Raw genomic sequence first — 26,056 nt, 5'->3', positions numbered from 1 at the left:
TTATTTAGCAAGCTTCAAATTCCAAAGGGTCTTGGTACCCGAGGCCACCCACGGAAGCTGAGCAGGAGCATACGGGTTTTCAGCAGTCGGCCAGTTCGTCCAGACGCGGTCGCTGAATTCATAGAACTGTTCCGGCAAGTAGACCAGCGGAATGGACGGCTGATCTTCCATGAAGATCTTGTTGAGTTCGCGATAAGCAGTTGCGATAGAATCAGCATTCTTCATGAGCGGGATAGCATTGAGGAGCTTGTCGACTTCCGGACGGAAACCTTCGGTACCCGGCTGGTTGTAACGGCCAATGTTCACGCCAGCCCAGGCGCCAAGCGGCTGCCAGTCGCGGCTTGCCATGATTTCGTTGAAGCGGCTCCACGGAAGAGACGGAGTCACGTCAGCGACAGGCTTGTGCATGATGAGGTCGAAGTTACCGAGACCCATGGCCGGCCAGTAAGAACCGCCATCCACGAAGCCTTCACGAATATCGATACCAGCCTTGCGCATACCTTCGACAGCGATGGTCACCATAGCTTCCCAGTCGGTCCAGCCGTTTGGGCTCGTGATGTACATCGTCGGGATCTTTTCGCCCTTGGCATTTTCCATGTGGTCGAGCGTACCGTCGCTATTCCAGACAGACTTGTAGCCAGCTTCAGAAAGCATCTGCTTCACAGTTTCGACGCGTTCCTTTTCGTCCGTGATGGTGAGCTTGACACCATACTTAGCGAGGTCTTCGTCGCTGATGTACTTGCCTTCGAGGTTAGTCGGCATGATGAGGCCCGGCTTGATCTGGTCCGTGTAGTCGGACACAGCGAACTTGCGGAGAGCCATGTAGTCAATAGCGGTTGCAAGAGCACGGCGGAAGCGCTTGTCGTTAAGCGGTTCCTTCATCGTGTTGATGATGAGCATCGGCATTGCACCCGGCAAGAAGTAAGGCGGTTCATTGAGCCATGTGTGTACGCCAGCGCCAGCCTTGCGGTTGATACGCGGGATGTAGCTCTGGGAAGCGTCGAGGTTGCCGCTACGCATAGCGATGGTGTTATGTTCGTTGTTCTTGTAAATCGGATGAACGATGTACTTCGGAGCAGGGAGCTGACCATTGTGGAGAGCGGCGTTGCCCCAGTAGTCATCACGGCGTTCAAGAATAATCTTGTTCGGGTCGGCACTGCGGAGAGCGTACGGGCCGGAAACAACCGGATTCTGGTCCATCGGGAGTTTCTTCACTTCGTCCTTGGAACCGAGCTTTTCGATAAGCGGTTCGAACACGTGAGCAGGGACAATACGGATGGCCTGCAACAAGTCAAGAACGGAAAGCGGGTTGTTGCGCTGTTTCTTGTTGATAAGGAAAGCAATGCGTTCCACTGCACCTGCCGGTTCGGATTTAACAGTATCGACATGGATTGCGGAAATCTGTTCGCTAGTGTTGATGGAGCCCATCGTGTAGATGAACTTCACGTCACGGGATGTGACCTTTTCACCATCGCTCCACTTTGCAGCCGGGTTCAAGTCAACAACGATGCTATCGTTGTTCTTGTTCACAAGCGTACCGAGGAGGGATTCGATTTCACCCGTCAAGGAGTTGTAGGTGAGAAGCGGTTCGTACATCAAGTTGAAACGACCACTCACAGGCCAGGTAGTCATCCAGCTTTCTGCAAGGGGGTTGAACGTACCAGGAGCATCATTCTGCTGCCCAGACAAATAGAGCGTTTCCTGACGCGGCAAGGAACCGCTGGCAAGCTCGTCTTGCGATGAGCTACCGCACCCAAAAAGTGCGCCAGTTGCCGAAAGCACCAAGGCCGTTCTAGCAATCGATTTCAATCCAATCATTTGAGTCCTCTTAGAATAGGGCCTTCGCGGGGCCCCCTTTAATTGAAAATTCAAAACCTAATATAGATTATTCCTTTAAAAAATAATTTTGCGACTTAGTAAAAAAGTCTTGATGATTTCAAACCGCGTTTAACAAATTTTACATTTACAAAAGTTTACCTTCACAGCTTTGTTGCCGCATTTTTGTCAATCCCGATTTAATCGGGATTCTCCATCTCGTCATGAAAGGGAGATGCCCTCCCAGAACAGAGTCCGGGATGACAAAGGTGGCGAGCATGACAAATCAATCGTTATCTTGTTCGTCAGAAATTTCAACGGGGACAGAGTCCTCGACAGAATCGCCGCCGGCGCAGTATTCAGCGACTTGTTCACGGAGCTTTGTGCCGCGGACTTTGCCGAGCAAATCAATGATGTCTTCAAGCGGGGCGTCCATGAATGCTTCGGCGCTCTTGTACTTGCTCAGAATCTTGACGCGTGTTTCGTGACCGACGCCCGGCATCTTGAGCCATTCGACTTCGAGATCTTTTTTGCGTTTGCTGCGCTGGTACGTGATGGCGAATCGGTGCGCCTCGTCGCGGGCATTCTGCAAAAGCTTTAGCGCGGGGCTTGTACGGTGCAGCACGATGCTTTTGCGGTCATCGGGGAACACGATTTCTTCGAGGCGCTTCGCAAGCCCGATCAGCGGCAAGTCCTTATCATGACCGAGTTCCTTTAAAATTTGCATCGTGGCATCGACTTGACCTTTACCGCCATCGCACACCCACAAGTCAGGCATTGGAATTCCTTCTTCTTCCAGACGGCGGATGCGACGGGTCATCACTTCGCGCATGCTCGCAAAGTCATCAACACCTGTTACAGTCTTGATAATAAACTTTCGGTAATTGCTCTTGTCGGGGCGCCCGTTCTTGAACGCCACAAGGCTTGCAACCGTGTTCGTACCGGACAAATGCGAAATATCCACACATTCGATGCGGAAAGGAGTCTTCTTTAAACCGAGAACTTTTTGCAGTTCGAAAACGCTGCTGTCGATTTCGCTATACTTCTGCACTTCGGCGCGCATTTCCACGAGAATCATGTCGGCATTCGCGGAGGCAAGTTTCAAGAATCCAAGCTTTTCGCCGCGCTGCGGATTCGTGAGCACGACCTTATGCGTCGTCTTGGATGCAAGCGCCTGTTCAATGGACTCACGCTCCGCCATGTCCGTCGGGAGCGGCACATCCGTCGCAATTTCGCCCGGAATAAATTCCACATCCATGTACCATTGCACCACCATCTGGCGGAAAATTTCCGTCTCGTCGTCTTCGAGCTTGCATTCCAGGCGGTAGTGGCGGCGCCCACAAAGCACTCCATTACGGTACTCGAAAATCACAGCAGCAGCCATCGTGCCGTTACGCTTGAGCGAGAGCACATCCACGCAGAGGCTAGCATCGGACACGTCCGTTTTCTGGTGCGCACTCGTCGCCTTGAGCGCCTGAATCGCATCGCGTTTTTTCGCCGCCGTCTCAAAATCCATGCGTTCGCTCGCCTCAAGCATTTCGCGTTCCCAAAGTTGAATCAGGTCATCTCGCTTGCCGCCCAAAAGCATCTGCGTCTGCGCCACTTTTTTCTGGTATTCTTCACGTGTCACAAGACCTGCACACGGAGCGCCACAACGCCCAATGTGGTAATTGAGGCAAGGGCGCACCGGCCGATTGAGTGGCAACTTCAGTTTGCATTCGCGAATCTGGAACAGCCTCGCCGCAATGTCTTGCAGTTGGCGAATCATGCGCGAACTCATATAAGGCCCGTAATACAGGCAGCCGTCCTTCTTCACGGAGCGGCTCAGAAACAGTCTCGGGAACGGCTCGTTCACGGAGAACGCCAGATACGGAAAATGCTTGTCGTCCTTGAGCAATACGTTGTACTTAGGCGTATGCTTTCGAATGAGGTTTGCTTCCAGGATGAGCGCTTCGGTTTCGCTCTCCGTGATAATCCACTCAATATCGCGAATATACGGGAGCATGAGCGTCGCCGCACGGTGGCCGGCATGGTCACTGCCGTCGAAATAGCTCGACACGCGATTTTTCAGGACCTTCGCCTTCCCTATATATATAATCTTCCCCTGGGCGTTCTTCATGATGTACACCCCAGGCAGCAGAGGGAGTTCCGCCAGTCGCCGCTCAATGTGTTCACTTACTGGAATCATGTAATTTCAAATCTATTTAATTTTTTATATTGTCGCGCCCCATTAAAATCAGGCAATTCCCTTTTCTCAATTAGGATCCAAAAAATCTATAATACAAAGGTCATTTTACATTTCATCACACTCTAGTTACAAGAAAATTTTATATATCTTACATAGTAAATTTCGCACCCCGCCAAATATGGAGAAATAATGAATTTCGAAAACATGAACTTGTTGTCGCAGAAGGTTGAAAGCGTCCTCGGAACAGTACGCGCCCTGCGTGAAGAAAACGCCAAACTCAAGCAGCTTCTCGAAAGCAAAAACGCTCAGGCAGAAGACCAGAAAAACCTGCTGGACTCCGCCAACGCAAAGATCGCCGACTACGAAGCCGCCCTCAATGCAAGAGCCAACCAGGCCGCCGCCCAGGACGAAGCTATCAACGAGAAGAACGGCATTATCGACAACCTGAACGCCCAAGTCAACGAGAAGAACGGTATCATTGACGCCCTTAACGGCCAAGTCGCCGAAAAGAACGGCATCATTGATTCCCTCAATGGACAGGTCGCCGAAAAGAACGGCATCATCGATTCCCTCAACGGTCAGATCAACGAAAAGAACAGCATCATTGATTCCCTGAACGGCCAGATCAGCGAGAAGAACGGTATCATTGACGCCCTTAACGGCCAAGTTGCCGAAAAGAACGGCATCATTGATTCCCTCAATGGACAGGTCGCCGAAAAGAACGGCATCATCGACGCTCTCAACGGTCAGGTCAACGAAAAGAACAGCATCATTGATTCTCTGAACGGCCAGATGGACGAAAAGAACAACATCATTGATTGCCTCAACGGACAGATCGCTGAAAAGAACGACATCATCGACAACCTCAACGGACAGGTCCAGAACCAGGGCAACGAAATCGCCGAAGCCCAGAGCAAGTTCCAGCAGCTCCTTTCTACGATCGAAAACGAACTCGGCACCGAAATCAATATCAACGAGCCGGCAGCAGAACAGGCAGAAGCCCCTGCTCAACAGGCAGAAAACAAACCTCAGGAAGAAACCCCAGACCTGTTCGCGAGCAATGGAGGCTCGCAACCCGGTTTTTTCGGCTAAGGTGGTTGTTGGATAACGATCCATTCGGCGTAGGAATGAAATAATATGGCAAACGAGACACTTAGATCAGTCAGCATTAACGTCGCTCAAGAACGCATCCACATCCGCACAGACTTGCCCGATACGGACTTGAAGGAAATCGTCGATTTCATCGAAAGTCGTCTCGATAATTCCTCGAAATTTAAACTGGAAATGAAAAAGCAGCTTTGCTTGCTGGCTGTGGAACTCACTTCCGAAATTGTCGAGCTGCGTAAGCAATTACGCAAAGCCAAATCGTATCATGACCTGATGGATAAAGATATTAGAGAACTTTCGCTCCAGCTGGACGAAGCGCTCCCTAAAGCCGACAACCAAGTTTAGGCTCAACAGATACATTTAATACACATTCGAAATCTCGGTATTTTGTGCCGAGATTTTTTTCATTTTCTCCCTTGTTTTTGCCTTTTAAGAAACATATATTATACGTGGGCATCCCACGGATTTTACACCCGATCTAACAGGAATAAATCAGCTCGTTGCTCTTGTGGTTCAGTTTAGGCGCGCATCGACGCGAAAAACAAATCCCCGAGGCGCTGCTATCATTGTAAAATAGTAGTTTCGAGTGTTCGCACCGTAGGAGATGCCCTTTTTTTATTTGTGGCAAAATTTGCCGGGGCGAAAATGCAGATTTCCGAGAAAATATTTGAACTTTTAGAGAACGCAGAATCCGAAGATATTTTTGACAAGGCCGTCGTAGGCTACTTGCTCCCGGACGGCACAAGCAATACAGTCACGCTAAACACTCCCGAAGACACGGTTTTCGACATTGCGTCGCTCACAAAGGTCTGCCCCACATCGACGCTTGCGCTCTCGTACATTCTCGAAGGCAAGCTCTCCATCGACGCAAAAGTCATCGACTTCATCCCGGAACTTAAGACAAACTACCGCGACGAGATTTACGTTTCGCACTTGCTCACGCACAGCCTCGATTACCGTGTGCCGATGAAGACGCTTAGGACGCTCTCGCCCGAAGGAATCCTGGACGCACTTTATACGTACCAGTTCGATGCCGCTCCAGGAACCATCTTTAATTACGGAAACCCAGCAAGCGTACTGCTCGGCATTTTGTTGCAGAGACTTACAGGCAAGAACTTGCAGGAACAAGGTAACGAAAGGTTCTTTACGCCGCTCGGCATGACGCGCTCGGGCTACAATCCGCTCACGCGCGTTCCAAAATCAGAAATTGCGGCGACTGAGCTTTGCGAATTCCGCCACCGCGAAATCCAGGGCGAAGTCCACGACGAAAGCGCCTGGGTATTGCAGAAGCTGTTCCCCGTCGGGAGTGCCGGCATGTTCAGCTGTGTACCCGACCTTCTGAAATTCGTGAAGATGATTCTGATGGACGGCAAATTCGAAGGTAAGCAAATCGCCCCTGCCGGGATCCTGGACATCGTGAGCCACAACGCCCTCGCCGATAGCGTCGGAGCAGAAACCGCACTCGGCTGGGAGCTGCACACAAGCAAGTTCATGGGCACAAAGGTCTCGCCGCAAGCATTCGGCAAGACAGGTTTCACGGGCGCAAGCATCGTCGCCGACCCGGACAAGGGAGGCGCCATCATTCTCCTCAGCAACTTCACTTATCCGCACCGCGAACCGAACGCCGACAGGATTCACGCATTCCGCGCAACGCTCGCGGACACGTTTTTCGGCGCGATTTCTGGATAAAAGGAGAAGCCCGCTCGGAGGCGGGCTTGACAAGAATGCAAAAACGGCCCGCGTACGGGTCGTTTTTTTTTAAAAAGGGGATTCCCGCTTACTTCGACTGCGCTCAGCACAGGCTCCGGCGGGAATGACAAATTAGCGGCCGGAGGCCTTGCGGAGCATTTCCTTGCGCTGGGCTTCAGCGAACATCTTGGCCATTTCCATGCGGTTGTCAAGGATTTCCTTTTTCTTGGTTTCTTCCTTGCAGTTCACGCACTTGGTAGCAGTCGGCACGGCCATAAGCCTTGCCTTCGGAATCAGCTGTCCACAAATTTTGCAAACGCCAAACGTCCCGTTCTTGATGCGCTTGAGAGCTTCTTCAAGGTAAACAAGGTACTTGCCTTCGCGGGCAGCCAACGAGAAATTAGTCTCAAGTGAATTGTAGTCCGTCGCGGAATCGGCACCATCAGAATCGCCACCGTCACCAGACTGGGATTTTTGGCCCTGGAACACATTAGCCTTTTCGGACTCACTTTGGGCGGTCACAAGCTCGCGCCTTTTCTCCAAAAGCATTTCTTCAAAGAACTTAAGATCAGCATCGCTCATCTTTACGGGTTTCTTCTCAGCCATATTAAACTCCTTCTTTGTGAGTTACACTGTGATAAGCACCGCTTTAAATTATCTTTTTTTTACAAAAAAGAACAATTAAAATATTATTTTTTCAAAAAAAATGTTGATAAATCGATCTACTGTCTACTAAAAAATGTCCACGTTAAGCTTGAGGCCGTCTTTTTTGACGCCGCTGAGCATCGCTTCAAAATCTTTTTTTAGGTTATCAAGATCTTTATTCAGCCTAGAAGTCTCGTCGCGGAACTGGCTTACAGTACCATCGCTTTCATCAAATTTCGCAATAACGGCAACAGCTGCGTTTTTCGAAACATCAATACGGTCCATCAAGGCACGTACGCGGTCCAAAGCTTCGTTCGCCTTTGCAGCGGTCTCGCCGCCACGGTCCGAAAGCTCCCGCAAGGAAGATTCAATCTTCTCACCCGCTTCATGATAACCGTCGAGCAATTCGTCTACGAGGGATTTCCACTTGCGGACATCGGCCTTCGTCACGCGAACAATCCTTGTCGCTTTTTTCGCCACGCGGTCCATCCGCTTGCCCGCCTCACCTACAGTCATCGAATCATAGAAATCCGTAAGTGTCTGCTTGACATCGCCAATATCTTTGAAAACCTCTGCAAGGTTCTTCGTGATGCCCGCAGTGCCTTCGTCATAAAGGCCTTTCACGGTATCGCCTTCGGCAACGAGCTTGCTTGAGTTCCCGGTGATGATGCTCATTTCGCGTTCGCCCATGAGGCCCGCCGTCACGAGTCGGAATTCAGAGTTCACAGGGATTCGAGCTTCAGCAAGCACTCGAGCAGAAACATAGACAGCTTCTTCAGTGAGCTTGACATCGACTATTTCGCCCATAGCAATGCCACGGACGCGTACAAGGTTGCCTGGAGAAAGCGTACCGATGGTCTCGTATTTTACCACAAACGTATAGCGTTCGCGATACGGGCTTGCCGGATGGAAAAAATAGGCCAAAAGCCCACACGAAACCACGATAACGACAAAGATGAAACTTGCGACAAAGTTTTTCTTGATTTTAAACAGCAAACTATTCATAGAAAGACCAGTTCTGCGGATTAAAATCTAGCAAATCATCGGTAAACTCACCCTTTGCCTTAGCTTTGATCTTTTGCAATAAAGACTCGTTAAAATCCTGAGCTACGTTCTGGCCGCTCATTTTCATGAGGGCGTTCATCGCAATGACTTCTGAAATCACGGTCATGTTCTTGCCGGGAGCCACAGGCAACACGACTTTCGGGATGTTCACGCCCATGATGTTTTCTTCCATTTCGTTGAGTCCAGTACGTTCATAAGAAACATCCTGGCGCCACGGCTGGAGTTCAACAATCATTTCGATTTTCTTGACTTTTCGAATCGCGTGGATACCGAACATCGAGCGGATATCCAGAATGCCGACACCGCGAATTTCCATGTGATGGCGGATCAAGGGGTCCGGACGGCCAATAATAGACTTACCCACGTGACTGATGTGGACAACGTCATCGGCCACCATACGGTGTCCGCTTTCGACAAGATCCAGGACACATTCAGACTTACCGACGTTACTGTCGCCCACGTAGAGCATGCCCACGCCATAGACATCCACAAGGCTTCCATGAATAATTGCATGAGGCGCAAAGAACTCGTCGAGGATTCTCTGGCTCATCTTGAAAAATTCAAACGTGTGGAGCGTTGTTGAGAACAGCGGGATGTGCAATCGGTTGCACATATTCTTAAGTTCATCGTGCGGAGTCTGCGCATGCGTCACGACCCACATGGGGGCACGGAACACAGACAAATTTTCAAAAATCTTCGCTCGCGCTTCAGGACCGACCGATTCCAGGTAATTCCACTCCGTGTGGCCAATCACCTGAATCTGCTGCGAACTATAAACTTTCGTATAACCAGCCATGGCAAGGCCAGGGCGGTGAATTCCGCTTTCTTCAATGCAAGATTCCATGTCTTCGTCGGGACAGTGCTGTACCAACTGCAAGTCCTTGCCATAGCGGATAAAAAAGTCCCGCACCGGGAAGCGTTCCCGGTGCAGGATCTTGATATCTTTCAATCTATCAGCCATTACGTGAGTTCGGAAACCGGCTGAGCCCTATGATCGTTCTGCTTGTCGTTGGCCTTCTTGAGCTGGACCTTGATACGTTCAAGCGTCACATCGACTGCCTTGCCCATGTTCTCCTCGTCGGCAGAAGCGACAATGACAGAACCTGTAATATTGACAGAAATTTCGCAATGACGCTGGTGTTCGACTTCATGGTCAAGAATTACAGAGGCGCTAGTGATATTCGGGTAAAATTTGGCCAACTTATCCATTTCTTCCTGAATACGGTCCTGAAGACCTGCAGATGCGTTAAAATGACGAGCAGAAAACTGAATATCCATAATGAACCTCCGTATGTTAATGTTAAGATATTTTAACGAAATAAAACAGTTTGGAACTTCCGTTCCGCAATTAAAGTATATACATCTTTTTTTTTCAAAAATCCACAACTAAATTGGATTTTGCAAAAAAAATCGTTCCATCTTGGAATATTTGCTATGGCGAACCGCCCAAAAAACGCCTTTTTTACCGTTTTCTTTGATTTTTAGGCAAAATCTTGAGTTCTTTTTCGCGGTATTTGGCGACTGTACGGCGCGCTACCTTGATTCCCTGCTTCAGAAGCTCGTCGCTGATGTCCTGGTCGGAAAGCGGAGAAGACTTGTCCTCTTCGTCAATAAGCGTCTTGATGGCGTCGATAATCTGCGCGGAACCCACTTCTTCGGCATCCGGGGCCGTGCCCTGCTTGACACCGGACGTAAAGAATTGTTTAAGTTCGTACATGCCATAAGGCGTTTCCACGTACTTCTGGTCGGTCGCGCGCTGCACCGTGCTCACCGCCAAATGGACATCGTCGGCGACATCCTGGAGGATCATCGGCTTGAGGAATGCAGGGCCGTTTTCAAAGAATCCGCGCTGGCGCTTGACAATCGCCCGCATCACAAGCTCAATCGTCGAGAAGCGGTTATCGACCGCCTTGATGAGGTCTGTCGCCTTCGCAAGCTGCGCCTTCACGTATTCCTTGTCCTGCTTGGATGCAGACGGATCCGTGAGGATCGCTTTGTACGTCTGGTTGATGCGGAGCGACTTCTGCATCTTGGTCTTGAAACAGATGACTTCGTAATTGCCCTTCTTTTCGACAACTTTCAAGTCCGCATTGATGATGTGCGAATACGAATGCGAAAGCTGGAATCCCGGATGCGGGCGCAAACGTGAGAGGCTTGCGACAGCGGTCTTGACTTCATCGGCGGAAACACTCAGGGCCTTCGCTATCTTTGCATAGCGGAGCTGCAAGAGGTTCTCGTATTCCTTCTCGAGAATGCGGATAGCGAGGCTCGGGAAATTCGGAATTGCGTACGCCTGGATCAGGAAGCATTCGCGCTGGTCGCGGGCACCAATGCCGCTCGGCTTGAAGGACTGCAAAACGTGAACCGCCTCGCGCACCGGGAGGCTCGCGTCTTCGAGCTTGAGTTCCCCGCGGAGTACGCGCTCAATCTCGTCAATATACTTGTCGTCCGACTGGACGACCATCGCCTCGGATTCACCTTCGCGACTGGAATCGCAAAGGAACCCGTCATCGTTAATGGAGTTGATGAGGTACTGGACCAACTTGCGGAAATGCTCTTCGGTAACGCCATTTTCCTGGAGCTGTTCCTGCAATTCACGGGTGCCGTTCCAGAGGCGGAGCTGGTCTTCGAGCTGTTCCTGCAAGCTCTTGCCCACGTCCTTGATCGGGCGGTCCCAATCCTCGTCCGGGTCCTTCGAACCTGAATTCAAATCGTTAAACGGCGCGTCATCGTACGATGTGCCATCGCCCAAATAGCTATCCCAATTCACATCCGTAGATTCACCGTCAAGATAACTGCTATCGACATCGGCAGTATCGTCCAGGGAGCCACGAGCCATATCCTCGATATCATCGGGGAATTCACTGGAATCATTTGCGCGCGGATCGAGTTCTTCCGGGTCCTTGTCCACGGGAACTTCCTGATCGTCAAAGTCGCCATCGTCCACTTCCAAAAGCGGGTTGACTTCGACTTCTTCCTTGATAGCGGTTTCCAGTTCCTGCGATGTTTTCTGGAGCATCTTCACAGACTGGAGAAGCGCAGGTGATAGCGTCTGCTCCTGCGTCTGTCCGATATTTGCCTGCATCCCAAGATTCATAAAAACTCCTAATCCAAGCGGAAAGAATCACCGAGATAAATGCGGCGCGCTTCTGGGTCTTTGGCCAGATGTTCCGAAGAACCTTCCGTGAGCACCTGACTCTTGTACATGATGTAAGCGCGGTCCGTAATCGAAAGCGTTTCGCGCACGTTGTGGTCCGTGATGAGTACGCCCATGCCGCGGTCCTTGAGTTCCGAAATGATGGACTGGATATCGGCAACGGCAATCGGGTCAATACCCGCAAACGGTTCGTCGAGCAAAAGGAACGAGGGGTCGCTTGCAAGCGCACGTGCAATTTCAAGACGGCGGCGTTCACCACCGGAGCAGCTCATGGATTTTGTCTTGCGGATGTGCGTGATCTTGAATTCTTCAAGGAGCTGTTCCAGCTTCTTTTTGCGCTCGGCACGCTTCATGTCCTGCGTTTCGAGAATCGCCATGATGTTGTCTTCAACGGAGAGCTTGCGGAAGATGGAAGCTTCTTGCGGAAGGTAGCCCACGCCGAGGCGGGCGCGCTTGTACATCGGCTTGTCCGTCATCTCGATATCGTCCAAAAAGATGTGGCCGGCATCCGGGCGGACCATGCCCACAATCATGTAGAACGTAGTCGTCTTTCCGGCACCGTTCGGACCCAGCAGCCCGACGATTTCACCCTGCGAAACCTGAATGGAGACGTCGCTCACCACCTGGCGATGGCCATAAATCTTGCGCAGCTTGTCGGTGCGTATCGTGCTAACCAAATTTTTCACTGTGCGTCCTCCGTTTTCGCAGTTTCGCCGTCCTGTTTCGCTCTTCTTCTCCGTCGATCGAAAAGGCCCTTAAAATTCTTACCGCCAAAAGCCTTTTCAAACCTGGCCGTATCGGCTGCAGTATAAACCTTTTTTGAAGCATTCCCCGAAAGAGAATCAAGCTTCGCCAAAGAATCCTGCCTTGCCTTTTCTTTATTGCGGTTTTCCTTTTCCAGATCGATAAATCGCCCACTAGCGTTAGTCTTACGGCCCATGAGCTTGAGCGACTTTACCGCATTCTTCTGGGCATCGAACAAGATGTGAATCGTGTCGCCCGCCGCCTCGTTCTTGCCAGAGACTGTCCTATCCTTTTTCACGTAGAAGTAGGTGCTCTGCGCCTTGCCCGAAACAACAGCGCGATCCATGCGCCCCTTTTTAAAATACAAATCTAGACGGTCACCGTCCATCAAGTTGCGATAATCCTTCAAGTCCGTTTCGTAGAAAAATCCCTTTGCATTCAAGTTCACGTAAAGACGCTCAATTTTTCCCTTCTTGAATTCGCAGTAAAGCGTATCGCCAAAAGCTTCAGTCACGTTGCCAGGGTTGCCGTGCTTCGGGGATTCATGCTGGATGCCATGAGCATTACGAATGACAAGGGCCGACTTGAGCATTTTGCCCGTTTCATCAAGCACGAGAAAAATGGAATCTCCCGTAAGATGGTAGTTTTTCATGTCGCACGTCGGGTGGCCCTTCATGCTAAGCCAGTTGTCTTTGCGATTAAAGTAACCCGTATCGCAAGTGACCACGAGATCTTTCTGCGTGAGCTTCACGTCTTGATAAGCTTGTGCAAAGCTATTCTTTTTATCGTAAATAAGGGAACGGGATTCAATCGTTACCGTATCGATTTTTCCGTTCTTCTGCTTGTCGTACTGATAAAGGCGTGGCGACATCGGGATTGAAACAATGTCTTCTTTGCGGTCATACTTTAAATACTGGCCCGTCATTAAATAGTTGCCCGCAGAATCACCGGCGCTTACTTCGCCAGAAGCAATTGCGATTTCACTGCGCTTCTGATAAGAGCCGTTTTTCGCCCGGACAAAGCCAGACGGATGCGTGAAGAGAAAACCGCCATTGCACTCAACTGTTTCGGTATTGCGGTTCCAGGAAGCGCGCTGCGTCTTGAACGCGACGCTATCATGTACGAAATGGACATTTCCGTACAGCAAAAGCGTACCTCGCTTGCGAGACACTTCAAGGTTATCAGCATGGTACATAATAAGCGGAGAAGACTGCGCAAACGCGAGAGTAGACGCCAAAACCAACGAGGCGATGGAGAGAAATGCGCGGAAATTCATCACGGCTTCCCCGCTTTATTTTGCATAAAAGGCAACCCTGCTAAACCACCTTTACGAGGCTTCGCCAAAGAAGACGACGAAACAGGCTTTGACGCTGGTACCGCACGAGAAGACGAAGAAGGAGGATTATTGAGACGTTCCGCCTCAGCCTGTCGTTTGTCTTCATCCTTCATGCGCTTTGCCGCATCCTGGAAAATGCCCGTCACGTTCGAAAGGATTTTCCAGTTGTCGAACTGCGCATCGCTTTCAAAACCAACGCCCTGCAACACGTCGCCATCTTCGGAGACAACGCGCACATAGCTTGCGGTTCTGACCAAATTATCTTTCTTGTTCCAGAGGAGCGAATCGGCACGGACCGAGGCGCCCTTGGGAGTCAGCGCATAAACGTGACCGTAAGCGTAAACGTACGTGAACGTCATGTCGAGACTGCCGGAGTCCGCACGCAAGAATGCTACACGCTCGCCGATGGAATCGTAAATGTCCACGAACACCGGACGCACCGTCACAATTTCCTTGTCAGCCCAGCGTTCCAGATAAGCGGTTTTCAGGCGCCAGTTGAGCACGCCCTTGTCGTAGCTGTCGAGAAGCGTCGTATCGGTAAAAAGCATCTGCGGGCGCTCGACACGAATCCAGGGCTTGGGTTCTTCGATTTCTTCGCAACCGAGCAAAAATGCGGCCAAAATGGCACACGCAAAAACGCCCCACAAGCGGGAGGCTCTGCGAGATGCGCGGAATGCAATACGGGATGTCGCCGGGCAAGATGCCGGCACAAGCGCATTTTGAATGCATCGAATGTTCTGCAAAAATTGTGCCACGAATACAAATTACAAATAAAAAGGGGCGGGAATTGGGGTTTTCGCAGAAATTTGAGGGAAATTGGGCGATTTTCTTGGGGAGATGCACTATACAGAAAAAAGGACTGCGCGGGGGCAGTCCTTTTGAAATGTTACTGGATCCTTCACTTCGTTCAGGATGACGGTAAGCAATTAGCCTTCGCGGCCGAGCATGAATGCCTTCTTGTTGCCTTCGTGGAACTTTTCGGCAAAGAGCTTGTTCAAAGCGACGAGCCACTGGTCCACGGTGAAGTCGAAGTACTTGGAGAGCTTGCCGAGCATGGCGACGTTCAAAGCCTTCACATTTTCGAGCTTGGAAACATCGATGTCCGCCGGCGTGAGGAGCACGCCGCCCTGCTTCATGTAGGCTTCGTTCACGACAACCTGCGTTTCGTCAAAGACGACGAGGTAGTCGGCTTCGCCGCACGGAATCATCGGGGACTGAACTTCTTCATCTTTTGCAAAGCGAACGTCAGAAGCGATGGAACCACCGCGCTGGCTCATGCCATGGACTTCGGCCTTCTTCACATCGTAACCTTGTTCGAAAACAAGTTCGGCCATCACGTCACTAGCCTTGATAACACCTGTGCCACCGAGGCCTGCAAATTTAACGTTAATTACGCTCATAATTATTCAACCTCTCTATTAAATGTTACCGTTCTTCTTGGCAGCGGCTTCTGCTTCGGCGAGAGCCTTTTCTGCCTTTTCCTTGTTAGCCTTGTCCCAAGCGAGGATGCTCTTGAGAGCGAGAATGCACGGGCTCTTCGCGATGATGAGCGTGAGTTCGTCCTTTTCGAGGGATTCCTTCACGAGGCGCTTGAATTCTTCCGGTTCCTTGACCTGGTTCACTTCGTAGACATTGTCAAAACCGGCGTTCTTTGCAATAGCACCGTAGTCAATCTTGTATGCCGGAGTGTGGTCGAGGTGACGGCCCGTACCCGGGTGTTCCTGCTGACCGGTCATAGCGGTGATGCTGTTGTCGAGAATGATGACGACGTGGCCAGTTTCCGGGCGGTTGTAACCCGCTTCAACAAGGCCGGTGATACCGCTGTGAACAAACGTAGAGTCACCAATCACGGAGACAACGCGCTTTGCCTGTTCGCGCGGGAGCACGTTGCGGAGGCCGATACCCATACCGATAGCGGCACCCATGTCAATCATGTAGTCCATGGCGCTGATCGGCGGGAGAGCGGCGAGCGTGTAGCAGCCGATGTCACCGGAGACGATGCAGTCGAGTTCCTTGAGAACTGCGAAGGAGCTGCGGTGCGGGCAGCCCGGGCAGAGCATAGGCGGCTTGCCCTTGACCGGAACCGGATCCGGGTTCTTGTCGCCAGCGATAATGCGGCGGACTCGGTTCACATCGAGTTCACCAAAGCGGAAAATCGGGTCGAACTTGCTTTCGCACTGGATGCCAGCGGCCTTGATGTTTTCAGCAAGCCATGGGTCGTTTTCTTCGATGACCATGAGGCGCTTGCCTTCGAACTTCTTGGCGAAATCCTTGATGAGCTGCATCGGAAGCGGGTAGGTCATACCGAGCTTGAGGATGCTAGCTTCCGGGGCGGCTTCGCGAACGTGGTGGTAGCTGATGCCGCTCACGATGATACCGAAATCTGCGCTGCGCATTTCGACCTTGTTCGGGCCTTCGGCAACGTTCCAGGCTTCCATTTCGTCCATCTTGGCGCGGAGGCGACGGCCAGCCGGCTTCGAGAAGCCAGGCACCATCACGTGCTGGGCGATGTTGCGTTCAAAGTTCGGCACCATTGCCGGGAGTTCTTCCTTCGGCACGACGATAGACTTGGAATGGTCCACGCGGGTGGTCATGCGGAGGATGACAGGAATCTTGAATTTTTCGCTCGTCTGCATGGCGATGCGGAAGAAATCGTAGGCTTCCTGAGAGTTGGACGGTTCGAACATCGGGCAAACAGATGCCTTAGCGTGGTTACGCGTATCCTGTTCGTTCTGGGAGCTGCCCTGACCCGGGTCATCGGCAACAATCCACACCATGCCGCCATCGACACCCGTGTAAGTTGCAGTATAGAGAACATCACTTGCCACATTCAAGCCAACCATCTTCATGGTGACAACACTGCGGGCATGACCAAAAGCGGCACCGAGAGCGACTTCGGCAGCGACCTTTTCGTTCGGAGCCCACTGGGCATAGCCACCCAGTTCAGAGTAATCTTCCAAGATTTCGGTGGACGGAGTTCCCGGATAACCTGCGGCAAGCTGCACATTGCAATGACGCATGGAAAGGGAAATGGCTTCGTTGCCCGAAATCAGCATCTTTTTCGCATTTGGATCAAAAGCTGGCATGATATTCCTTTTTTGTTTTAATCGTTTTTTAAACGAACTGCAATATAGAAAAAAACTATTTTGCGCATCCTTGGCACGGACTTCAAGAAACGCAAAAACAAGAAGTAATTTTTTGTTATATATTATTAAGGTTTTAACTACGCAAAATCGTCATTCTGAGGGGCACGCCCCGAAGAATCCAGTAAAGTCTCGTAATGCATAGACATGAATTAACTGGGTTCTTCACCCCTTTCAGGGGTTCAGAATGACGCGATGAGTGAAATTAAAAATAAGAGGTAGAAAAATGATCGTTCCTAATTTTAGTGATAGCATTAAGTTCGTTGGGGTGGATGACCGCGAGATTGATTTATTTGAAGGGCAGTACAAGGTTCCTGATGGAGTCTCTTACAATTCCTACGTGATTTTTGACGAGAAGATTGCGGTCACGGATTCCGTAGACGCACACAAAGTAAGTGAATGGTTGTCAAATGTTGAAAATGCATTGCAGGGCAAAACGCCCGACTACCTGATTGTCCATCATTTGGAACCCGACCACGCCGGTGGCTTTCTCGAATTCATCAAAAAATACCCGGACGCAACCATTGCCGCATCCGCAAAGGCGCTTGCGTTCATTCCGCAGTTCGTCAAGCTCCCGGAAGGCACAAAGACGTTCACGCTCAAGGATGGTGACACGCTTTCGCTCGGCAAGCACACGCTAAAGTTTATCGCCGCCCCGATGGTCCACTGGCCCGAAGTCTTGCTCAGCTACGACGAATCCGAAAAAATCTTGTTCTCTGCTGATGCGTTCGGCACATTCGGACTTTCAGGCAAGCTCGGCGAAGACTGGGTGAACGAAGCAAGACGCTACTACATCAACATCGTCGGGAAATATGGCATGCAGGTGCAGAGCGTTTTGAAGAAGCTCGCCGGCATTGAAGTCAAAACGATTTGCCCGTTGCACGGCCCGGTTCTTACAGACAATTTGGGTTTCTACATTGAAAAGTACAACACCTGGAGCAGCTACGCTCCCGAAACGCAGGGTGTGTTCATTGCATTCGCGGGCGTTTACGGACACACGGCAGAAGCCGCAAAGAAGCTAGCCGAATCGCTCCGCGAAAAAGGCGTTGACGTGACGATTATGGATTTGGCCCGCACGTATTCTTCGGAAACGGTAGCACAGGCTTTCCGCTACAGTCATCTTGCTGTATGCGCTACAACGCTTGATGCCGGGCTCTTCCCCGCCGCCGAAAAGTTCCTCACGCACATCAAGGCGAAAAACTACAGCAACCGCAAAGTGGGCATTGTTGAAAACGGCACATGGGCACCGATGGCCGCCAAGAAAATGCACGAGATTCTTGACACGCTCAAGAACGTGACATTCTGCGAAACGACGGTCACGCTCAAGTCCGCACTCGACGAGGCTTCTGCCGCAAAGCTCGAAGAACTCGCCGTAGAATTCGCGAAGGATTTAGGGAAAGCGTAGTTTATTTTACGAGAAGGCGATGCCCTGTCGGAGCAGGGCATGACAATGTAGCCCAAAATTTTGTCATTATTCAAGTTTACGCACTAGACGCATGCCCTTAAGGGCCTTTACATAAGGAAGGTCATAATTTACAGACTTTAAATCTCTTCTGACACATGCATATTTCTTCATAAAAATACACACTGGAGGCAAACGAGTAGAAACATCATAACCATTACAAATGGGGCCATAGCTATATTCGGAACCCACAAAGTTAATCACATTTCCTTCAGCATTTCCATATACATCATACAATCCATAACCATTAGGAGCAAACATTCTTACAGGATAAACACCCATTCTTCCTTCGGAGCAATTTAAATTCATATAACGACTTAATTCTTTTTCATCGGGATCATTTCCCCATGCAAATATTGTAGTGGCACCACCTCTCTGCAATACAAACCATTCATCTTTTGATGGATAACGATACCCATTCGCAGCAGTATCTAAAACATCAACAAATGAGTCGAGTCCTCCTTGTAAATTTTCAACAGAAGGTTGCATAAAATAACTTTGTTTTTCTTCAGCATCTAACGAATTCTTCAATATAGCACCCGTCCATGTCATTTCTAGATGATCCAGCATAGAACGTATTAAAGTCAATCGGCCATCGCCAGGTGCTGGATAATCCAATATTTCCAAAGTATCTTTCGTAGGGTAAAAAGCATAATTATGCCGCCCCCAAAAAGAGTTATATCCAGGAACATCTCGTAATTTTCTCAACTCAGATATATATCGACGAAGCCAAATGGCATCACGTATTCTAAGTTCTGTTTTATCAACAATTAAATCTTGCTTAAAAGTAACATTTCGAATTTTTATTTTTTTAGGATCATAAGAATACGAATCCCATATTTTAAATGTTTTTCCGGCTAATTCCACAATCGTCTGATTTACTAGAATCCAGCTAGAGTCCGCATCAGTCAAATCATTCATATTCCTTGCATAAAGGACAAGAATACTTCTAGTATAAGGAGAGCCATCTACATAAATACAATTTAAAGAATCTACATGAGCAGATCCATTTACAATCCAAATTCCGTCGCCTATATTGAAATTTGATTCAGGACAAAGTTTAACGCCCTGATTCCAATCCACCTCGTACCATTTCTTACGGCCAATATTTTTTTTCGGGTTTACAGTTTTGTAAGAATGCCTTGCCACGATGTTTTTTTCTTTTTGGGCTATGTAATATTTTTTAAATCCAATTTTTTTTGAGGTATTCTGAGCATCTTTCATACTATGCAAAACGGATGCACAATTACCATTGGCATCGAAAACGCAAAAGTCTCCGCCCAAAGAACAAGAAAGACAAATTAGCAATAAGAAAAATATTTTTTTCATCAACATCACTTAGATCTAGTAAATGTCCCATTTCATGGATAACAACGGAATTTTTTTCGCCACTGTAATAAAACGCGATTCGCCCTCTTGGAAGTGTTTTGGTTACAGCTCTTGATGTTTTGGAAACATGTCTTTGCATAAGTACTGCGTCATCACCTTCATCAGTACTATAGAGAACATGGCATCTTGGTTTAATAATAGACAAGTATGGAGATTCCGGCTTACTTCGACTCCGCTCAGCACAGGCTCTGGCCGGAATGACATAACGATTGCTTCGTCGCTTTGCTCCTCGCAATGACGTTAGCAGGGACGTTCGCTAACTACTTCTTGCTAGCGAGTTCGTCTTCGAGTTTCTTGTTGCGGCTGTCCTGCATTTCGCAGATGTTCTTGAGGTTATTGATTTCTGCGTTCTGCTTGGCCACCTGATCCTTGAGGTCTTCGCACTTGGCGGCGTAGGTCTGCTCGGATTCGATGCGGCTGTTCAGCTCCTTGCGGAGGCTGTCCACGGAATTGCGGAGCTTTTCGACGGCGTCGTCGGCATCCTTGATAACCGGATTATCACAGGCTTCGTTTTCGTTGCAAGAACCGCATTTAAAAAACTTCTTCGTAATGGCAACAGTCGCTGCGGCACCGAGAATGGCGCCGACCAAAAAGCTATTCGTCTTCATGATCAAACTCCTTATGATTAAATCCACCTAATAATATCCATTCTAAGATTGTAAAAGTCAATATATTTTTAGAAAAATGCCGTTTTTACGTGAAATAACGGGATCATTCAACCCTTACGGGTTTCAGGATGACGAGAACGTGTGGCACATTTCGTGATAAAAAGCACACTTTTCCCGAAAACTTGCAAAAAAGGTACAAAAAACTTATATTAGTTTAAAATACTTCAAGGTGTTATGGCAAATCCACTCTATTCAGTTCTATCTTTTACCTGCGCCCTTGTTCTGCTGATTTTCATGAATCAGTTTAAAATTGTATTGGACAAAAGCGAAAAAACGGACAAGGATTTCCTGCACCTTTCCATCTGGGTGATATTTTTCTGCATCCAGGACGGCGTTTGGGGCATCTTCGGGAGCGGGATTGTCCATAACAACTCCCTATTTTTCACGTCATCGACAGTTTTTCACGCTACAGCAGCGCTTTCCGCCTACATCTGGCTGAGCTACATACTGAACTTCATCAGGATCGAACGCGATAAAGCAATTCCCGCCAAGATGCTTTCATTTGCGCTCGTATTATTCCAATTTGCGCTGCTCGCCTTAAATTACAAATCAAAATTTATTTTTGACATTTCGGACGACGGGACATACATCGCACGGTCAGGTCGAAACCTCCTTTACTACAGCCAGTACTTTACATTCTTCGTCATTGGGCTATTCACCGCATACAGAATCGCAAGCGCGAAAAACGTAAACACGCGGCGCCATTACGCAGCAAGCTTCCTGTTCATTCTTGCGCCGCTTCTTTGCGGGCTGCTCCAAAAGGTATACCCGTTTGCCCCCTGCGATTCCATCGGATTCATGCTCGGATGCTGCACGATCTACGCATTTTTCATCTCGAAAATCAGCAGGAACAGGGACCTCACCCAAAAGGCCGTCATCATCGCGGGGCTTTCTTCAGACTACGACCTTGTCCTGTACATGGACATTACCAAAAATCAGACCAAATACTACCAGGTCAGCGAAAAGTTCGTACCGCTCCTCTGGGAAGGCCGCAATTCATCGGACCCCAAGAGTTTCGACGACTTCATGCGGCGAATTTTCGTTCCCAATGAGTTTAGCGCATTTATCGAGAAATCAACCATTGAAAAGTGCATCGACATTTTGCAGACGGCCCCCTACTACACCATCCCGTTCCTCGCCAGCATCGACGGGCATACGGAGCATTACCGCCTGAAAATCGCAAGCGACAAGAGCAATGCGCAGGCGTTCATCGTGGGCATCATCAATGTCGAAGAAGAGCACCGTCTCGAAGAAACGGCAGAACGGTTAAGAAAGGACCTCCAGCATACAAAGCTGATCGCGAATAAGGATCCGCTGACAGGTGTCGGGAGCGCCGCCGCGTTCAAGGCAAAATGCGAACTGATTGACAACGAAATCAACGCCAAGGACAAAATAAAATTCGCGCTTGTAGAATGCGACGTCAACGACCTGAAGGTTATCAACGATACGTTCGGGCACGACATGGGCGATGAATATCTCAAGAACTGCAGCAAGGTTTTCTGCAACGTTTTCAGCCACAGCCCGGTTTTCCGCATCGGCGGTGATGAATTTGTCATCATCCTTTTCGGCGAACAGTACGAAAAACGCGCAGAACTTTTTGAAAAGCTCAAATCTTCCATCAGCCTCAAACGGTCTCCGAGGGAACGCATCTCATTCGCTGCGGGGATGGCCGAATATAGCGCACAGATCGACGAAAGCGTAAAAGACGTGCTCAAGCGCGCAGATACGTTCATGTATATAGATAAAGGGAAGTTTAAGAGCTAGTCAATAGTCATTGGTCATTAGTCAATGGTTATTGGTTAGTGGAGGTAAGTTTTGTGCAGGGAACTCTCCGCCTCCGCGGGGAGAAGACACAAAAAACCCCGGGTCTTTCGACTCGGGGCTTTTCAGCGGGAAGAGCGAGATTCGAACTCGCGATAGGATTTAGTCCTATACGTCCTTAGCAGGGACGCGCCTTCGGCCAACTCGGCCATCTTCCCATCTTGGGGTCCTAATTTTAACAAATTTTCAGCAATTTTTCAAGGGGTAACAGGCAAAATCATTGTTTTTCCATGCAAATAAGCCTATTTTTTACACGAAAGCCACCGTTCTACAGGACGCGCCCGCAAAACTTTTATATCTTGTAAATCGTTAACAGTCAACATCTTACGGTAAAATGAATAAGTTTGTCAAAATCACTGTAGCTTTTTTTCTCGTAGCCCTAATTTGCTGCATACCCTTCTATATCGTCGTGTTCAAGATCCTTCCCGAACGCGATCCGGACAATCTGTTCAACCGGACCAATATCTTGCAGGTCCTTTCTGGAGAAACCCGCGTTTTCTACGAGGACGGAGAGACATTGCTCGGCGCATTCTTTGACGCGAACCACCGAGTTTACGTTCCCTACGGCGATATTCCCGTCAACCTGATCAACGCTCTCGTCGCCGCCGAAGACTCCCGCTACTGGACCCACAACGGCTATAACTTCAAAGGGTTCATGCGAGCCATGTTCAACAACATCAAGGCCAGGCGATTCATCCAGGGCGGTTCATCGCTCACACAGCAGGCCGTCAAGAACATTTTTGGCCGCGAAGAACGTTCCGTCAAGGAAAAGCTCAAGGAATTTTTGAACGCGCTCCGCATGGAAAAGCATTTTTCCAAGGAAGACATCCTGGAATTTTACCTGAACCAGTTCCACGTCTCGGGTACAGGCAAGGGTGTCGCCATTGCGGCACAGTACTTCTTCAACAAGGAACTCAAGGACCTGACGCTTGCCGAATGCGCATTCATCGCAGGCTCGGTCAAAGGACCGTTCAACTACGACCCGTTCATCCAGCGCACCGAAGAGCGCAGGCAAAGGGCGCTCGAACGCGGCGAGACGCGACTCCGCTATGTACTCGGGCGCATGGTCGAAGAAGGCTACATCGAGCAGGCCGACATGGACGCCGCCACCGCAAAACCTCTCGAATTCAACCACGGCAATTTCCGCTTCACGATGAGCACGACGCTCGAACGCTTGGAAGAACGCCTCGACAGCGACTTTTTCCACGAGCTTTTCCAGAGCGAAGGCATCGAGGACTGGCGCAAGGCACAGCTCGAAATCACGACGACTTTGAACGCCAAGTCACAGGACGCCGCCAAGCGCGCGTTGCAGACAAACATCAGCAACTTGCAGTTACAGCTCGGCGGTTTTGTACTCCCGAAAGCGCAATTCGCAAACCGCGCCCGCACAGCCCGCAAGGGCGATTACCTCTACGGCGCCGTGGATAGCGTTTTCTACGATACGACCGGCAGGCTGCAATCGCTGAAGCTGAACTTCGGCCAGCTCAAGGGCATCGTCACGGAACAATCCGTCAACGACTTTGCAAAGCTCGCCGGTGGCGACGTGAACAAGATTCTCGCGACCCAGCTCAAGCCGGGCGCCATCCTCCTCGTGAGCATCATCGACGAAATGCCGATCAACGGTTACGCACCGTGCAAGATTGAAACGGAACCGGTGCTGCAAGGCGCTCTCGTCGCCATCCGAAACGGCAAGGTGCTCGCAAGCCAGGGCGGGTTCCACAACACCGGATTCGACCGTAGCTTCAAGGCGCTCCGCCAGCTCGGTTCCAGCTGGAAGCCGATTCTTTACGCGCTTGCCCTCAAGTACCACTGGAACTACCTCGACAATCTCGAAAACGAATTCAACGCATTCCAGTACGGGAACCAGTTCTACTTCCCGCGTCCGGACCACAAAAACAAGGGTGACGTCGTAAGCATTGCATGGGCAGCGACACGTTCCGAAAATATCGCAAGTATTTGGCTTTTGGAACACCTCATGGACAAGCTCTCGGACAAGGAATTCGAGGATGTCGCCCGCGAAAACGGATTCGCCCGCATGCCTGGCGAAGAACGCATCAAGCTGATCGAACGCCTGCGCGACAAGTTCGGCCTCATGATGAAGGACGAAGTCAAACGCGAAATCGAATTTACGAAGGCTCGCGACGCTCTTGTGGAGCGCTACATGAACGACGGCAAGGTATTGCAGGCTCGCGCCGTGCAAAACTTGCGCTACGGAACATTTAACGATGTCGGCTTGAAACAAGCGAAGCGCGACCCGAAAATCACGAAGTACGTGAATCACAATTTCAAGCGCTATTCTGAAATCTGGCGCACCCGAGAAATCCAGGAACTCGACCCGGACGAATCGACAAAGCTCTTGCCGCTCGATTCCGTGCAGCTGATCGAAAACTTTACGCTTGCCGACTTTAAACGTTTGAACGCCATGATTGAACCGGTCGATAGCGACGCGGACTACTTTGACATGGCTCATTTGCGTTACTGGCCAGATTACCGCCGTGCGCTTGCGATGGCAGACTACGCCCGCTTTGCAAACGAAATCGGCATCCACCAGAAATTGCAGAAAGTGTTCAGCATGCCGCTCGGCGTGAACGACATTACGCTTGCCGAAATCACGACCGCCTACCAGACGCTCCTTACGGGCAAGATTTTCAAGTGCAAGGACGCCAACTGGACCGAAGCCTGCTTTATCAAGGAAATCAGGAACCGCGACGGCCGCACGATTTTCAGGAACAAGATGGAATCGATGACGGTGCTTGACGATACCGTGACAACGCAGATGGGCGTGATGCTGCGCTCCGTGTTCACGAACGGCACGGCACACAGCCAGCTCACCGCACTTAGCGTCAAGAATCCTGAAGGCGCCTCGAAGCTCCGCTACCCGGTGATGGGCAAGACAGGTACGACAAATGATTACCGCAACGTGGCGTTCCTGGGAGCGCTCCCAACATACGTCAAGGAAAAGAACGGCATCGCACTGGATTCCGTAATTGCCATTGGTAGCTATGTGGGCTTTGACGACAACAAGCCCTTGAAATCGGGACGTACGCGTATTGCAGGCGCCTCGGGCGGTTTGCCGCAGTGGGCTTCGTTTGCAAAGGAAGAAATCGACATTCTCGGCATCCCGAAGCAGATCGACTTCCTTGACATTTCGATGATCGCCACGGGTGAAGTGCCGCTGATGCTGACAAACGAACGTGGCGAACTCACGGTGGACCCGATGACCGGCGAAGCGCTTGTGAACGGCGAAAAAGGCCGTCCGCTCCCGTGGCTCGATGTGCCGGGATTCACGCCGCCGCAAGTGCAGAAGATTGCCGCCGAAACGATTGCAAAGTCTGGAATTGTCGTGAGCTTGCCGATGCCGCAGACAAGTACGCCACCGCAAACCGGAACCGCAACAGATTCCGCAACGGTTAAAGCACAAGAAACCGCTCCCAGTGTCGCACAGCCAGCTACTGCGCAAGCTGGGACTGCGTCGAAGCCGCAGCAAGTCATCCCTGCTGATGCAAGACCAGTTTCAGAAGTCATGAAAGCAGATTCCATCAAGAAGGCAACGGAAGCCGCAAAGCAGATTCCGCTTAATCCGCAGCAGACGTTCACGCCAGTCCAGCCGCCGAAACCGCAGGCCGCGATGCCGAAGGACGACGACTGGGATTTGCCTGAAAGCTTCAACAGCAAAAACGCATTCGTGCCTATCGAAGCCGACGCTGAATAACAATTAGTTATTAGCAGTTGGTCATTAGTCAATAGCTTAAACAGCTAAAGCCATCATGGTTTCTAACAACTAATGACCAATGACTATTGACTGCACTAGGTTTTACACATTCTAA

Annotated in this window: 20 protein-coding genes and 1 tRNA gene; 6 read left to right on the top strand and 15 right to left on the bottom strand. The window is 50.1% G+C overall.

Translation table 11 applies throughout. The features are described from left to right. On the bottom strand, nt 1-1,818 hold the full coding sequence (locus B7990_RS10940) for an ABC transporter substrate-binding protein (protein ID WP_088640985.1): 1,818 nt from the start codon (nt 1,816-1,818) through the stop codon (nt 1-3). Nucleotides 1,819-2,101: 283 nt separating this feature from the next. Then, nucleotides 2,102-4,003, bottom strand: a complete 1,902-nt coding sequence (uvrC, locus tag B7990_RS10935) for an excinuclease ABC subunit UvrC (protein WP_088640984.1) — start codon at nt 4,001-4,003, stop codon at nt 2,102-2,104. A 189-nt stretch (nt 4,004-4,192) separates the two neighbouring features. Between uvrC and B7990_RS10930 the strand changes: the two genes are divergently transcribed. The 3 genes from B7990_RS10930 (at nt 4,193) to B7990_RS10920 (ending at nt 6,799) form a co-directional block, all read left to right on the top strand. After that, nucleotides 4,193-5,095 carry a glycosyl transferase family 2 gene (locus tag B7990_RS10930; protein ID WP_088640983.1) on the top strand — a complete coding sequence of 301 codons (903 nt, stop codon included), beginning with the start codon at nt 4,193-4,195 and terminating at the stop codon, nt 5,093-5,095. Nucleotides 5,096-5,140: 45 nt separating this feature from the next. Then, on the top strand, nt 5,141-5,455 hold the full coding sequence (locus tag B7990_RS10925) for a hypothetical protein (RefSeq protein ID WP_088640982.1): 315 nt from the start codon (nt 5,141-5,143) through the stop codon (nt 5,453-5,455). A 300-nt stretch (nt 5,456-5,755) separates the two neighbouring features. Beyond that, nucleotides 5,756-6,799, top strand: a complete 1,044-nt coding sequence (locus B7990_RS10920; protein WP_088641078.1) for a serine hydrolase — start codon at nt 5,756-5,758, stop codon at nt 6,797-6,799. A gap of 132 nt (nt 6,800-6,931) precedes the next feature. Here the strand turns inward: B7990_RS10920 and B7990_RS10915 are convergent, their stop codons facing one another. From B7990_RS10915 to B7990_RS10870, 10 genes are all read right to left on the bottom strand, one after another. Continuing rightward, nucleotides 6,932-7,405 carry a TraR/DksA C4-type zinc finger protein gene (locus B7990_RS10915; RefSeq protein ID WP_088640981.1) on the bottom strand — a complete coding sequence of 158 codons (474 nt, stop codon included), beginning with the start codon at nt 7,403-7,405 and terminating at the stop codon, nt 6,932-6,934. 126 nt (nt 7,406-7,531) lie between these two features. Further along, entirely contained in the window at nt 7,532-8,449 is a 918-nt protein-coding gene (locus B7990_RS10910) for an MlaD family protein (RefSeq protein ID WP_088640980.1), read from the bottom strand. Then, nucleotides 8,442-9,470 (bottom strand): HPr(Ser) kinase/phosphatase, encoded by a 1,029-nt coding sequence (gene hprK / locus B7990_RS10905; RefSeq protein WP_088640979.1) that lies wholly within the window; start codon nt 9,468-9,470, stop codon nt 8,442-8,444. The genes B7990_RS10910 and hprK overlap by 8 nt, the downstream gene beginning before the upstream one ends. Then, a complete protein-coding gene (gene raiA, locus B7990_RS10900) occupies nt 9,470-9,787 on the bottom strand; it encodes a ribosome-associated translation inhibitor RaiA (protein WP_088640978.1) in 318 nt (105 codons plus the stop codon). Before raiA ends, hprK begins: the two co-directional genes overlap by 1 nt. Nucleotides 9,788-9,971: 184 nt before the next feature. Continuing rightward, the gene (rpoN, locus tag B7990_RS10895; protein WP_088640977.1) at nt 9,972-11,606 is read right to left on the bottom strand and encodes an RNA polymerase factor sigma-54; all 1,635 of its coding nucleotides are present in this window, start codon (nt 11,604-11,606) and stop codon (nt 9,972-9,974) included. Nucleotides 11,607-11,614: 8 nt separating this feature from the next. Further along, nucleotides 11,615-12,352, bottom strand: coding sequence for an LPS export ABC transporter ATP-binding protein (gene lptB / locus B7990_RS10890; protein WP_173353569.1), 738 nt, complete (start codon nt 12,350-12,352; stop codon nt 11,615-11,617). Beyond that, nucleotides 12,349-13,686, bottom strand: coding sequence for a hypothetical protein (locus B7990_RS10885; protein ID WP_088640976.1), 1,338 nt, complete (start codon nt 13,684-13,686; stop codon nt 12,349-12,351). The genes lptB and B7990_RS10885 overlap by 4 nt, the downstream gene beginning before the upstream one ends. After that, nucleotides 13,686-14,489, bottom strand: a complete 804-nt coding sequence (gene lptC, locus B7990_RS10880) for an LPS export ABC transporter periplasmic protein LptC (protein WP_254917494.1) — start codon at nt 14,487-14,489, stop codon at nt 13,686-13,688. The genes B7990_RS10885 and lptC overlap by 1 nt, the downstream gene beginning before the upstream one ends. Before the next feature lie 183 nt (nt 14,490-14,672). After that, entirely contained in the window at nt 14,673-15,146 is a 474-nt protein-coding gene (locus B7990_RS10875; RefSeq protein ID WP_088640974.1) for a 2-oxoacid:acceptor oxidoreductase family protein, read from the bottom strand. Between the two features lie 18 nt (nt 15,147-15,164). After that, complete coding sequence (locus B7990_RS10870; RefSeq protein ID WP_088640973.1) at nt 15,165-16,832, bottom strand: thiamine pyrophosphate-dependent enzyme; 1,668 nt, start codon at nt 16,830-16,832, stop codon at nt 15,165-15,167. A 283-nt stretch (nt 16,833-17,115) separates the two neighbouring features. Here B7990_RS10870 and B7990_RS10865 point away from each other — a divergent pair, with 283 nt between their 5' ends. Next, on the top strand, nt 17,116-18,294 hold the full coding sequence (locus tag B7990_RS10865; protein WP_088640972.1) for an FprA family A-type flavoprotein: 1,179 nt from the start codon (nt 17,116-17,118) through the stop codon (nt 18,292-18,294). A gap of 66 nt (nt 18,295-18,360) precedes the next feature. Here the strand turns inward: B7990_RS10865 and B7990_RS10860 are convergent, their stop codons facing one another. Both B7990_RS10860 and B7990_RS10855 read right to left on the bottom strand, forming a co-directional pair. Continuing rightward, on the bottom strand, nt 18,361-19,680 hold the full coding sequence (locus B7990_RS10860; protein WP_176407293.1) for an SUMF1/EgtB/PvdO family nonheme iron enzyme: 1,320 nt from the start codon (nt 19,678-19,680) through the stop codon (nt 18,361-18,363). 320 nt (nt 19,681-20,000) lie between these two features. Further along, nucleotides 20,001-20,348, bottom strand: a complete 348-nt coding sequence (locus B7990_RS10855; protein ID WP_088640970.1) for a hypothetical protein — start codon at nt 20,346-20,348, stop codon at nt 20,001-20,003. Between the two features lie 294 nt (nt 20,349-20,642). Between B7990_RS10855 and B7990_RS10850 the strand changes: the two genes are divergently transcribed. Then, nucleotides 20,643-22,172, top strand: coding sequence for a GGDEF domain-containing protein (locus tag B7990_RS10850; protein ID WP_176407284.1), 1,530 nt, complete (start codon nt 20,643-20,645; stop codon nt 22,170-22,172). Between the two features lie 126 nt (nt 22,173-22,298). Here B7990_RS10850 and B7990_RS10845 read toward each other — a convergent pair. After that, a tRNA-Ser gene (locus B7990_RS10845) sits at nt 22,299-22,387 on the bottom strand. 176 nt (nt 22,388-22,563) lie between these two features. On the opposite strand from B7990_RS10845, the gene B7990_RS10840 reads away from it, so the two are divergent. After that, nucleotides 22,564-25,941: a transglycosylase domain-containing protein gene (locus B7990_RS10840; protein ID WP_088640968.1), complete on the top strand. Its 3,378-nt coding sequence runs from the start codon at nt 22,564-22,566 to the stop codon at nt 25,939-25,941. Nucleotides 25,942-26,056: the final 115 nt, after the last annotated feature.

This window comes from Fibrobacter sp. UWB4 (genome assembly GCF_002210345.1).
In the GTDB taxonomy this organism is placed as follows: Bacteria; Fibrobacterota; Fibrobacteria; order Fibrobacterales; family Fibrobacteraceae; genus Fibrobacter.
Note: the sequence above shows the minus strand (reverse complement) of the source record. Positions and strands in the feature narration are given on the sequence as shown.

Excerpts from the sequence above, each read along its gene's own strand:
- B7990_RS10875 (WP_088640974.1), bottom strand. The coding sequence starts at position 15,146 with ATGAGCGTAATTAACGTTAAATTTGCAGGCCTCGGTGGCACAGGTGTT.
- B7990_RS10885 (WP_088640976.1), bottom strand. The coding sequence starts at position 13,686 with ATGAATTTCCGCGCATTTCTCTCCATCGCCTCGTTGGTTTTGGCGTCT.
- B7990_RS10860 (WP_176407293.1), bottom strand. The coding sequence starts at position 19,680 with ATGAAAAAAATATTTTTCTTATTGCTAATTTGTCTTTCTTGTTCTTTG.
- hprK (WP_088640979.1), bottom strand. The coding sequence starts at position 9,470 with ATGGCTGATAGATTGAAAGATATCAAGATCCTGCACCGGGAACGCTTC.
- rpoN (WP_088640977.1), bottom strand. The coding sequence starts at position 11,606 with ATGAATCTTGGGATGCAGGCAAATATCGGACAGACGCAGGAGCAGACG.
- raiA (WP_088640978.1), bottom strand. The coding sequence starts at position 9,787 with ATGGATATTCAGTTTTCTGCTCGTCATTTTAACGCATCTGCAGGTCTT.
- uvrC (WP_088640984.1), bottom strand. The coding sequence starts at position 4,003 with ATGATTCCAGTAAGTGAACACATTGAGCGGCGACTGGCGGAACTCCCT.
- B7990_RS10855 (WP_088640970.1), bottom strand. The coding sequence starts at position 20,348 with ATGAAGACGAATAGCTTTTTGGTCGGCGCCATTCTCGGTGCCGCAGCG.
- B7990_RS10870 (WP_088640973.1), bottom strand. The coding sequence starts at position 16,832 with ATGCCAGCTTTTGATCCAAATGCGAAAAAGATGCTGATTTCGGGCAAC.
- B7990_RS10910 (WP_088640980.1), bottom strand. The coding sequence starts at position 8,449 with ATGAATAGTTTGCTGTTTAAAATCAAGAAAAACTTTGTCGCAAGTTTC.
- B7990_RS10840 (WP_088640968.1), top strand. The coding sequence starts at position 22,564 with ATGAATAAGTTTGTCAAAATCACTGTAGCTTTTTTTCTCGTAGCCCTA.
- B7990_RS10930 (WP_088640983.1), top strand. The coding sequence starts at position 4,193 with ATGAATTTCGAAAACATGAACTTGTTGTCGCAGAAGGTTGAAAGCGTC.
- B7990_RS10850 (WP_176407284.1), top strand. The coding sequence starts at position 20,643 with ATGAATCAGTTTAAAATTGTATTGGACAAAAGCGAAAAAACGGACAAG.
- B7990_RS10865 (WP_088640972.1), top strand. The coding sequence starts at position 17,116 with ATGATCGTTCCTAATTTTAGTGATAGCATTAAGTTCGTTGGGGTGGAT.
- B7990_RS10915 (WP_088640981.1), bottom strand. The coding sequence starts at position 7,405 with ATGGCTGAGAAGAAACCCGTAAAGATGAGCGATGCTGATCTTAAGTTC.
- B7990_RS10925 (WP_088640982.1), top strand. The coding sequence starts at position 5,141 with ATGGCAAACGAGACACTTAGATCAGTCAGCATTAACGTCGCTCAAGAA.
- B7990_RS10940 (WP_088640985.1), bottom strand. The coding sequence starts at position 1,818 with ATGATTGGATTGAAATCGATTGCTAGAACGGCCTTGGTGCTTTCGGCA.
- B7990_RS10920 (WP_088641078.1), top strand. The coding sequence starts at position 5,756 with ATGCAGATTTCCGAGAAAATATTTGAACTTTTAGAGAACGCAGAATCC.